The sequence below is a fragment of the Acidimicrobiia bacterium genome, assembly GCA_040880805.1.
Classification (GTDB): Bacteria; Actinomycetota; Acidimicrobiia; order IMCC26256; family DASPTH01; genus DASPTH01.
The window spans coordinates 22,841-32,531 of sequence record JBBDHW010000023.1; the positions used below are offsets into that span (position 1 = coordinate 22,841).

Sequence of the window (9,691 nt, forward strand, 5' to 3'; positions counted from 1 at the left end):
CGGCCATGACGCGTCCCGAACCGGCGGAGACGAGCACCGACAACCAGCTCAACACGGAGCTGCTCGACGCCGAGCTGCCCAGCCCCCGGTTCGTCGACACGCAGTACCTGCACTGGCTCTACGACGAGAGCCCGTACGGACCCGCTTCGCAGGCCAATGCCGACGACGACGGTGTGCGCGCCGCGCACTACGCGATGATCCCGCAGCGCTACCGCGGGCCCGACGGCGTCGTACCGGCGGGCTTCTCGCTCAACGCGGTGGTGCGCACCGGGGCACAGCGCCAGGGGTGGTTCCGCAAGCTCGCGCCCATCGTGTACGAGGGCGCGCAGGAGTACGGCTGGCGATTCGCAACCGGGGTCTGCAACGAGAAGTCGATCGGCACGGTGGTCAAGTACCTGGAGTGGAAGACCCCGGGTCCGCTGCCGGTCACGCTGTGCCCGCCGTGGCCAACGCGCGTACGGGCTGCGAGCCGCGCCGTCGACCGCGCGTTCCTCGACGACGCGGCGTTCGAGCGGCTCACCGCCGGCCTCGACGACTCACCGGTCGCCTCGTGGACCAACTCCTACACGCCCGAGTACCTCCGATGGCGGCTGACGTGCCCGCACAGCTCGTACGCCCTGCACTGGACCGACGAGCTCGTCGGCGTGAGCACCTCCGACCGGCGCTTCGGCGTGCGCGCGGCGGTGATCCTCAAGCTGCTGCCGCGCGACGGCCGTGCGGGACCGCTCCGAGCGCACGCGATCGTGAACGCGGCGTGCCGCCACCATCGCGCGCCGTACGCGGTGTACGGCGGTTTCAACGCCCACGTCGAAGTGCGGGGTGTGCAGCCACCACGCAGGCTCCAACCGTCTCCCCTCCATCTCATCCTCAAGTCACTCTCCGACGACATCGACCAGGACGCGTTCGCGGTCGACACGTTCGAGTTCCTCGACATGGACGCCTACTAGTGGGTACCACGCTCCCCGACGTCACGTTCACGCTCGATCTCGAAGATCATCGGCCGTCGGATGCCGCCGAGGTGCGCTTTCCGCACATCACGCGGCGGGTACTCGACTTCCTCGACACCCGCGGCGTGCGCGGCACGTTCTTCGTGGTCGGCGAAATCGCCGAACAGCACCCCGAGCTCGTGCGTGACGTCGCGGCACGCGGCCATGAGCTCGCGCTTCACGGCTGGCGACACGTGCCGCTCACGGAGCTCGACAACGCCGAGTTCCGTTCGGGAGCCGCGCGCGGCAAGGCGCTGCTCCAGGAGCTGGGGGGCCGACCGGTCACAGGGTTCCGGGCGCCGGTCTTCTCGCTGGTGCCGGAGTCGCGCTGGGCAGTCGACGTGCTCGCCGACCTCGGCTTCACCTACTCCTCGAGCGTGCTGCCGGCGAAGAGTCCGCTGTTCGGCGACCCGACGTTGCCGGTCACACCGTTCACCTGGCCGAACGGGGTCGTCGAGCTGCCCTGCCCGGTCGCGCGCATCGGGCCGATCGGCCTCCCCTACCTCGGTGGTGTCTATTTGCGCGCCATCCCGACGATGGCCTCGCGCGCGGTGGCCGCCACCTTCGGGCGCGGCCACGCGCTCTGGGTGTACTGCCATCCGTACGACTTCGACCCCGCAGAGCCGTACTGGGTGGTGCCCGAGGCCGGGCGATTCGGGAGCCGGCTGCTCTGGTACAACCGCAAGCGCATGTTCGCGAAGGTCGACGCGGTGCTGCGCGGGCGCGCCGCGCTCCCCTTCGGCGAACGCATCGCGACCCTCGACGCACTCCCCATGGCGGGACGCAGATGAACGACTACTCGCAGCTCGACATGCTCCACCGCCTCCCGCCGGCAACGCTCGTCGACCGGTTCGAGTACCTGCGCGAGCTCACAGCCCGCCGGCGGGTCGTGCACGTGGGATTCGCCGACGCGGGCTTCCAGATCCTCAACGAGGAATCGGGCGCATGGCTGCACGCGCACCTTGCAGCGACGGCACGCGAGCTCGTCGGCCTCGACGTCGACGATGCCGGCGTCGCTCGCGCGGTCGCGGAGGGATACGACGCCCGCGTCGTCGACTGCTGCGACGTCGACGCGGTGCGCGGGCTGGCGCTCGAGCCTGCCGAGGTCGTCGTGGCAGGTGAGGTGATCGAGCACCTCGACGACATCGGTTCGTTCCTCGACGCCCTGCACATGCTCGTTGCCGCTGACGGGATCATCGCGATCACCACGCCGAACGCGGCCGGTCTCGTGAACACGTTCGCGTCGCTCGCGAACTACGAGGTGAACCATCCCGACCACGTCACGATGTTCACGTGTCACACGCTCGACGCGATGCTGCGGCGGCACCGGTGGGATCCGGTCGAGCACCGGGTGTTCGTCCAGCAGGTGAAGACCAGAGCCGGCGGCAGCGCGAGATCGGCGGCCCTCACCACTGCGGCACGCGCCCTGCTCGGCCTCGAGCGCCTCCTCGCGCGCGCCGGCCGCCCCTACACCGCCGACGGCCTCATCGTGCTCGCCCGCCCCGCGAGCTGATCTGAAGCGATTATTTGGCCGCGCCTTCGCTGATTGAAACAGAAATCGGGGGAACGTCACGCGGGTCAGTTCCCACCGGGACGAAGCCACGAGCGGGGTACATGTGACCGACTACGGTTTTGAGGTCTTTGTCGTAGACTGTCTCAGGCTTGTCCTGGGGAGCAAGTTCTCCCGGCGGCTCTAAACCTTCCTGCGGCATAACCTCATCACGGGCGACGTAGCCAACGATGTCGCCCCGCCGGTCGAGTGCCGGGATGTAGTCCGGTACTTGCGTGCGGTCGATGCTGCCGTCGGAACGAAATGCGGCCTCCGGTACTCGCCCGACCGTTGGGGCATCGTCGGACGCCATCGCGGCCACGCCGAAAAACGCGGCGGAGATCGTTCCTATGGCGACGAGCGACACCAGGGCAACCCTCTTTCCCGCATTCAACGTCATCGTATGCTCCCTACTCGTCTTCAGTAGTTCTGACCCCCGAGACAACCCACAACTTGTCGGCCTGACCGAACCCGAGAGGGATCTCGACGTCGGGCTGCCACAGATCCCACTGCGCCAACTCGCCCGGCGCGTAGCTCGTGCGTTGACACGGATCCGGCGCCACGAACAACGGCCGGAGCTCCGCGACCCGGTCGCGCAAGATCGTGATGCCACGCGTCCAGCCGATCCGCTCCGCGATCACCGTCGCCGGCATCGACGGGAACTCGGCCAACAGCTCACGGATCCGCCATTCGACCGCGTCGACCGCCGATCCCGGCGACTCGCGTTCATACCGAGGCGGCTCATCGGACCGCAGCGCCTCGCGCACCGTGTTGCGCGCGACCTTCAGTCGGCGCGCGATCGCCTTGATACCCAACCCCTCCCCACGATGAAGCCGACGGATCTCGGCCCAACTCTCCACATCGATCACGCCCTTCCTCCCCAGCTCGCGATCGAGCCAGGTTTCGAGTTCCAACACTCCAAGTGGTGGACCCGACCACAATGGGGTCAGTTTTCGACCGGTGATAGGATAGGGGGTCAGTTTTCAGCCGGTGGCGACACCGTCAAGGAACTTCCTCGGTTCCCGAGCACGGAGCCCCGCACGGTCACGTGCCTCGACTGGTACGAGACCTCGATCGCGGTCCTCCCTCGCGGCCCAAGAGTGGGACAATCAGTTCTCGCCGAGTCGTTCCTCGACCTGTTGGCGCAACAGCGCGTGCTCTTCTGCCAGCGCGCGGGTGCGGTCCTCGAGGCGCGACAGCTCCCAGGAGAAATGGAGGACGAGGATCAACAGGAAGCTCATCGCCAGCAGCATGAAGGTGGCCGGCGGGTACCCGATCCCGAGGAGGTCGGAGACATCCTCGAGCAGGCCGGGAAAGACCGCGAGCACCGCCAGCGCGAGACCGATCGAGAACCAGAGCACCGAGTACTTGGCGCGTAGCTGCCGGCTGCGTACGAGGTGCACGATGAACACGATCACGCCCGCCGCGAGCACGATGATGAGGATGTGCGCTTCGGTGCTCATCGCCGCGAGCGTCGGCATCATTGCTCTCCCCCGCGGTCAGCGGTGCGCCGGGCGCGCTGGCCGCGGCTCGTCGTCGACACGACGAGCACCACGATGAGGCGCACGTAGTAGTACACGAGCTTGATCCGTCGCGTCGACGGTGCTCCGCCCGTGCGGCCCCGCATGTTCACGGCCACCTCCTCCACCCGGAACCCGGTGTTGCAGGCGAGCACGAGCGCCTCCACCGAGTCCATGTACTCCACCGGGTATGTGTCAGCGAAGTAGTCGATCACCGGCCGGGAGAACGCCCGGAACCCCGAGCTGGTGTCGGTGAACCGCTGACGCACGAGCACGCGCACCAGCCATTGCAGGAACTGCATCGCCCGGCGCCGCACCCGGCTCACGCCGTAGGTGACCGCGCCGCCCTCGGCGAAGCGGCTCCCGATCACCATGTCGGCGCCGGCGTCGAGCCGGTCGAGCAGCAGCCGCACCGCGAGCGGGTCGTGCTGGCCGTCGGCGTCGAACTGCACCGCGCGCTCGTAGCCATGCCGCTGCGCGAACGCGAAACCGGTGCGCAGCGCGCCGCCGATCCCGAGGTTGAACGGGAGCACTGCCACGAACACGCCGGCATCGCGCGCGACGTCGGCGGTGCGGTCGGTGGAGCCGTCGCTCACGACGAGCACGTCGTGCTCCGGAGTCTGCTCCGCGAGCTCCTTGAGGACGGCGGGAAGCGATTCCTCTTCGTTGTACGCGGGGATGATCACGAGCGTGCGCGCAGTCGCGCGTGGGCCGATCATGACACCTTCGCAGGCTCGCGTCGGAACCGCGACAACAGCGAACGGTCCTTCAAGCGCAGGAAGGGTCGCTCGATCAACACGTAGCTCACCGACGCCGCCGCGATCGACGCGACGAACGTGAGCGTGAACACGGTGGGAAGGCTGCCGTAGAAGGCGCCGTTGCCGTCGGGTGCGAGCCAGTCCTGGATGTTGGTGAGCAACGCGAGGTGGAAGAGGTAGAAGCCCAGCGACACCGAGCCGAGGTACACGAGCACACGGTGAGAAAGGACCCGCCGAGCGCGGCCCCGTGTCTGGTCGCCGAACATCGCCGGCGCGAGCAAGAAGAATGCGAACACGCCGAACAGGAACCAGCGGAACCAGTACTCGGCGCCGTACTCACCCGGATCGAGCGGCGCCCGGAAGCTGCAGCTCGCCAGGCCGGCAACGGCCGCGGCGACCCACGAGACCACGGGGTGGTCACCGAGGAATTGGAGGAAGCGGGGCACGCGACCGGCGTCGTGCTCCCACGCGCTGAACGTGGCCATCGCCATGCCGATGGCGAAGAAGTCGACCCAGTTCGGCGGCCAGATCGTCGCAACGCGCTCCCACGACGGGTGCGCGGTGAGGAAGTAGAGCCGGAACAGTTGGCCCACGAGGTAGAGACCGAGCGCGACGAGCAGCGCGTGCCGCACCTGCAGCGCCTTCGCCTTGCCCGCGCCGAGCCGGATGAGCCACAACCCCAGCAGCGGGAGCATCAGGTAGAAGACGAACTCGGCGGTGAGGCTCCACGCCTGTGGGATCGCGTAGTCACCTTCGTGGCCGGGCCCGCCCCCCAGCGCGACGTTCTGGCTCGCGAACGGGTACAGCAGGAAGTAATAGAGGAACGCGTTCTTCGCGCTGCCGAGGAGCTGGCCGAGCAGCACGACGCACGCCGTCAGCGCGAACCAGTAGCCGGGGATGACGCGGAGCACGCGCCGCCGGAGATAGGTGCGGATGCGCAGCGGCGGCTTGGAGTCGAGTTGGCGCGCGACGAACGGCCGGAACAGGAGGAAGCCCGAGATCACGAAGAACACGGCGACGCCCACGTCCATGCGCTCGAGGATCGCCTGGAGCCAGCCCGGGAGGTTCGCCTCCACCCACGGCCGGGTGGCGAAGGCCGCGTGTACGAGCAGCACCATCGTCATGCCGAAGAAGCGGAAGGCATCGAAGCACGGGAAGTGGAGCGTCTTGCCCGACTCGAAGCCGGCGGCGCCGATCTCCGGCGACGATGCCGCAGGAGAGGTCATGTCACTCCCTCGGGGCGGGTTCCTCGGCGTCGTGCGCGACCTCTTCGTGATACTCCTCTTCGACGTTCACCGACCAGACGTCGTGGTTGGCACCGAAGATGTTCTCGACCGAGAGCATCGCGGTGAACATCGAGTGGTCCTGGTTGTTGTACCGGTGCATGCCGTTGCGGCCGACCGGATACACGTTGGGCGCGTGCTCGTGGAGCCACGCCGCGAGCGTGGCGACGTTCTCCTTGTAGTGCGCGTCGTAGAACGGGTACGCCTTCGGCATGCGCACGACGTAGCCCGACTCAACGTGTGACGCCGGCACGAGACCGATCTGCTCGAGCTCGCGCTTACCGTTGGCGATGAGGTCCTCGTCGGCCATCGTCCACCACTCGTCACCCTCGTCGACGAAGAGCTCGAGGCCGAGGCACGTGCGGCCGTCCTTCACCAGGTACGGCGACCACCGCCCGAAGTTCTGGATGCGCCCGACCTTCACGCTCGCGTCGTTGATGTAGATCCAGTTGTCGGGAAAGCCGTCTTCCTCGGGCACCACGAGCGCAACGGTGATGAAGTCGCGGTAGCGCAGCGAGTCGGCAGCGACGACGATCTCGGACGGCACCGGCGGGTCCATCGCCCGCAGCAGCGCGCCGATCGGCATCGACGAGATCACGTGGGTGCACTCGTAGCGGTTGGACACGCCGTCGCTGACCGCGGTGACCGCGGTGGCGCGGCCGTTCTCGTGCTCGATCTTGGTGACCTTCGAGTCGAAGACGACCTTCGTGCCCTTGGCAGTGACGAGCTCGGTGCAGCGCTCCCACATCATGCCGGGGCCGTACTTCGGGTAGTTGAACTCCTCGATCAGGCTCGTGACCTGCTTGCTCTTGCTCCGCCGTTGACGGATCTTCTTCGGCGTGAGCGCCTCCTTTACCGCCCGCATGATCGACAGGTTCTTGATGCGCTGAGCGCCCCAGTCGGCCTGGATCTCGGTGCAGGGCACGCCCCACACCTTCTCGCTCTGGGTCTTGAAGAAGTGCTCGTAGAGCCGCCACCCGAAACGCGAGGCGACGAAGCCCTCGAGCGTGTTCTTGTCCTTCGGGGGATGGACGCGCACCCACAGGTACGACCCCATGCAACGCGTCGCCTCCACCGGCCCGAGGTTCTTGAGCGCGTTCATCGCGACGATCGGGTAGTCGTAATACTTGCCGCGGTAGTAGATCCGGCTGAGCCGCGGACGGCGCAGGAAGTCGTCCTTGCCGAGGATCTCGAACCAGAGATCCTCGACCGGCTTCACCTTCGTGAAGAAGCGGTGGCCGCCGATGTCGAAGCGCCAGCCGTCGCGCGTGGCGGTGCGGCTGATGCCGCCGACGACGGTGTCGGCCTCGAGCACAGTGGGTGCGACACCGCGCTTGGTGAGCATGTAGGCGGCGGTGAGCCCGGCCGGACCCGCCCCGATGATCACGATTTCGGATGTCGGTTCGGTGTGGGCCTGGGTGTCAGTCACCAGCAATGCTCCGTGGAGGCAGGGATCACGGGCCGTCCCCCTGGCCGCGCCCCGAGATTGTACGGCCCACCGGCCACGCGTCACGGGACGGAGACAGCCGATCGAGGAGCCGGTCGACGGCCACGGCCGCGAGGACGACGATGCTCACCTCCGCCGGGACACGGAAGCGCACCAAGCCATAGACGGCCGCCGCGGTGATCGTGACCACCACGAACTGCGCGACCAAAGGCGTGAGCGGGGCGCGACGGCGCAGGATCACTGCACCGCCGATCGCGAACGGGACGAGCAGCCAAAACGCCACGAACGCCATCCACGAAGCCCAGGGCTCGCGCCCTTCACCCTGGTTGTAGTCGACCATCGCGCCCGGAGCGTAGAGGCTCCAGACTCGGGCCACCCGGACCGCGACCACCGCAGGCAGCCGCTCGAGGTGATCGCCGATGAAGCGCAGACCCCGGCTCCGCAGCTGGTTCGACACGACCGACCGATCGCCCCGGCGCGTGGGGAAGCCGGCGCACTCGAGCGACCAGAGGCCGGTCCCGTCGCCGTACCACGTGCCCTCGAGATTGGCGCCGCACAGCGTCAGGCCGTCGTTAGTGGAGAACAACACCGGCTCGTCGAAACGGCTGATGTTGTACGCCAGCCACGGGCTCACGATCGCGAGCGTCGCAACCGACGCGATCGCCACCATCGCCACGCGCCGGCCGACCGTCAACGCGCGCGCAAAGAGCGCTATCGGCAACACCATGCAGGGCAGGAGGAGCAGGAGCTCGGCGCGCGTGAGCACCGCGAAGCCGCACGCGATCCCGAGGAACGCGGCGTTCGCGCCAGTGGGCACGCGGCCGAACCGGTACGCGAGGAGAATCGCGACCGCGACCGTGAGCGCGGCCAGCGTGTCCGACATCACGAGCCCGTCGTTGATCCAGAAACCCGGATACACCGCGGCGAGCGCGGCAGCGAGCAGACCGGCTCGATCGCCGGCCACGGTCCGCCCGACCAACCCGATGAGCACCACCACACCGGTCCCGAGCACGGCCATCGTGAGCCGCTGGGGGAGGAGGTGGTCGCCGCCCGGGTCGATTCGCTCCGCGACCCACGACGTGGGGGTGAGTGCCAGCGCGGCGAGCGGCGGGTGCTCGGCATTCTCCGACCCGTCTCGCGGGTCCGTGAAGCCGTCGCCCCGCGCGATCTGGTTCGCGGTGTAGTTGTAGTAGATCTGATCGCCCATGCGGGGCTCGTCGTGCTTGGCGAGCACCACGTAGCCAACCCGAAGCGCGAGCGCGCCGAGCACGACCAGCAGCAGCACACGGGCGAAGCGCATCGCGATTAGATGAGGCCGCGGTCGACCGCGTCCACCACCCACGGCACCACTTCGTCGAGCATGTCGTCGAGCGACGTGGTGGCTTCGAACCCGAGCACGTCGCGCGCCTTCTCGGTAGACGGGACGCGGCGCTGCACGTCGTACTCGAACGGTTCGTCGCACTCGTAGCGGAACGGCGTGTCACCCTTGATGCGGCGCCAGATGCGCTCCGCGAGGTCGAGCACCGTCGTGGACTGCCGGGTGGAGAGGTTGAAATCGTCGTTCAGCGCGGCGGGGTGCTCCATCGCGGTGACGATGCCGCGCGCGAGATCGCCCGCATAGGTGTAGTGACGGATCTGGTTGCCGTCGCCGAGGATGCGGAGCGGATCCTGGCCCTTCACGATCTTCTGCACCAGGTCCGGCACTACGTGGCTCATGGCCAGCTTCACGTTGCCACTCAGCACCTCCGCCTCCCCACGGGCGCGCACCTCGCCGGTCCCGACGCAGTTGAACGGGCGCACGATCGTGTACGGCAGGCCGTGCTGTTGGTGCGCGGCGCGTGCGAAGTACTCCACCGCGAGCTTCTGGAATCCGTACGACGATCCGGGGGGCGGGATCTCGAGCTCCTGGCCCTCGTACGACGGCCACGACGCGGCCGACTCGAACACCATCGACGAGCTGATGAACGTGACCTTCTGCAAACGAGTGTGGCGGTGCGCGGCGATGGCGGCGTCGCAGGTAGATGCGATGATCCGCTCGTTCGTGGCAAGGAGGTCGTAGGCGTACGCATGGAAGTAGGCGATGCCGCCGATCATCGCCGCGCCGGCGATGAGGTGGTCGGCGTCCCGCGCGAGCGCGGTGAGCACCTC

10 protein-coding genes and 1 pseudogene are annotated in these 9,691 nt (G+C 68.0%); 3 read left to right on the forward strand and 8 right to left on the reverse strand.

Annotated features, from left to right (window positions below; genetic code table 11):
- Positions 1 to 5: 5 nt before the first annotated feature.
- Genes WD271_05280 through WD271_05290 form a run of 3 tightly spaced genes read left to right on the forward strand, consistent with a single transcriptional unit; the run spans position 6 to position 2,499 of the window.
- Positions 6 to 947, forward strand: a complete 942-nt coding sequence (locus tag WD271_05280; GenBank protein ID MEX1007240.1) for a hypothetical protein — start codon at positions 6 to 8, stop codon at positions 945 to 947.
- The gene (locus WD271_05285) at positions 947 to 1,777 is read left to right on the forward strand and encodes a polysaccharide deacetylase family protein (GenBank protein ID MEX1007241.1); all 831 of its coding nucleotides are present in this window, start codon (positions 947 to 949) and stop codon (positions 1,775 to 1,777) included. Before WD271_05280 ends, WD271_05285 begins: the two co-directional genes overlap by 1 nt.
- Complete coding sequence (locus WD271_05290) at positions 1,774 to 2,499, forward strand: methyltransferase domain-containing protein (protein ID MEX1007242.1); 726 nt, start codon at positions 1,774 to 1,776, stop codon at positions 2,497 to 2,499. The genes WD271_05285 and WD271_05290 overlap by 4 nt, the downstream gene beginning before the upstream one ends.
- 10 nt (positions 2,500 to 2,509) lie before the next feature.
- Here WD271_05290 and WD271_05295 read toward each other — a convergent pair whose 3' ends face one another.
- The 8 genes and pseudogenes from WD271_05295 to WD271_05330 all read right to left on the reverse strand — a co-directional run.
- Positions 2,510 to 2,935, reverse strand: a complete 426-nt coding sequence (locus WD271_05295; protein MEX1007243.1) for a hypothetical protein — start codon at positions 2,933 to 2,935, stop codon at positions 2,510 to 2,512.
- 61 nt (positions 2,936 to 2,996) lie between these two features.
- Positions 2,997 to 3,404, reverse strand: a pseudogene (locus WD271_05300) (IS21 family transposase).
- Positions 3,405 to 3,644: 240 nt separating this feature from the next.
- The gene (locus WD271_05305; GenBank protein MEX1007244.1) at positions 3,645 to 4,016 is read right to left on the reverse strand and encodes a DUF2304 domain-containing protein; all 372 of its coding nucleotides are present in this window, start codon (positions 4,014 to 4,016) and stop codon (positions 3,645 to 3,647) included.
- Positions 4,016 to 4,774 carry a glycosyltransferase family 2 protein gene (locus WD271_05310; GenBank protein ID MEX1007245.1) on the reverse strand — a complete coding sequence of 253 codons (759 nt, stop codon included), beginning with the start codon at positions 4,772 to 4,774 and terminating at the stop codon, positions 4,016 to 4,018. Before WD271_05310 ends, WD271_05305 begins: the two co-directional genes overlap by 1 nt.
- Positions 4,771 to 6,039, reverse strand: coding sequence for an acyltransferase (locus WD271_05315; GenBank protein ID MEX1007246.1), 1,269 nt, complete (start codon positions 6,037 to 6,039; stop codon positions 4,771 to 4,773). Before WD271_05315 ends, WD271_05310 begins: the two co-directional genes overlap by 4 nt.
- Position 6,040: 1 nt before the next feature.
- Positions 6,041 to 7,525: an NAD(P)/FAD-dependent oxidoreductase gene (locus WD271_05320; protein ID MEX1007247.1), complete on the reverse strand. Its 1,485-nt coding sequence runs from the start codon at positions 7,523 to 7,525 to the stop codon at positions 6,041 to 6,043.
- Positions 7,526 to 7,550: 25 nt separating this feature from the next.
- On the reverse strand, positions 7,551 to 8,843 hold the full coding sequence (locus tag WD271_05325; GenBank protein ID MEX1007248.1) for a glycosyltransferase family 39 protein: 1,293 nt from the start codon (positions 8,841 to 8,843) through the stop codon (positions 7,551 to 7,553).
- A 5-nt stretch (positions 8,844 to 8,848) separates the two neighbouring features.
- A partial coding sequence (locus WD271_05330; protein MEX1007249.1) for an NAD-dependent epimerase/dehydratase family protein occupies positions 8,849 to 9,691 on the reverse strand: 843 nt, incomplete at its 5' end.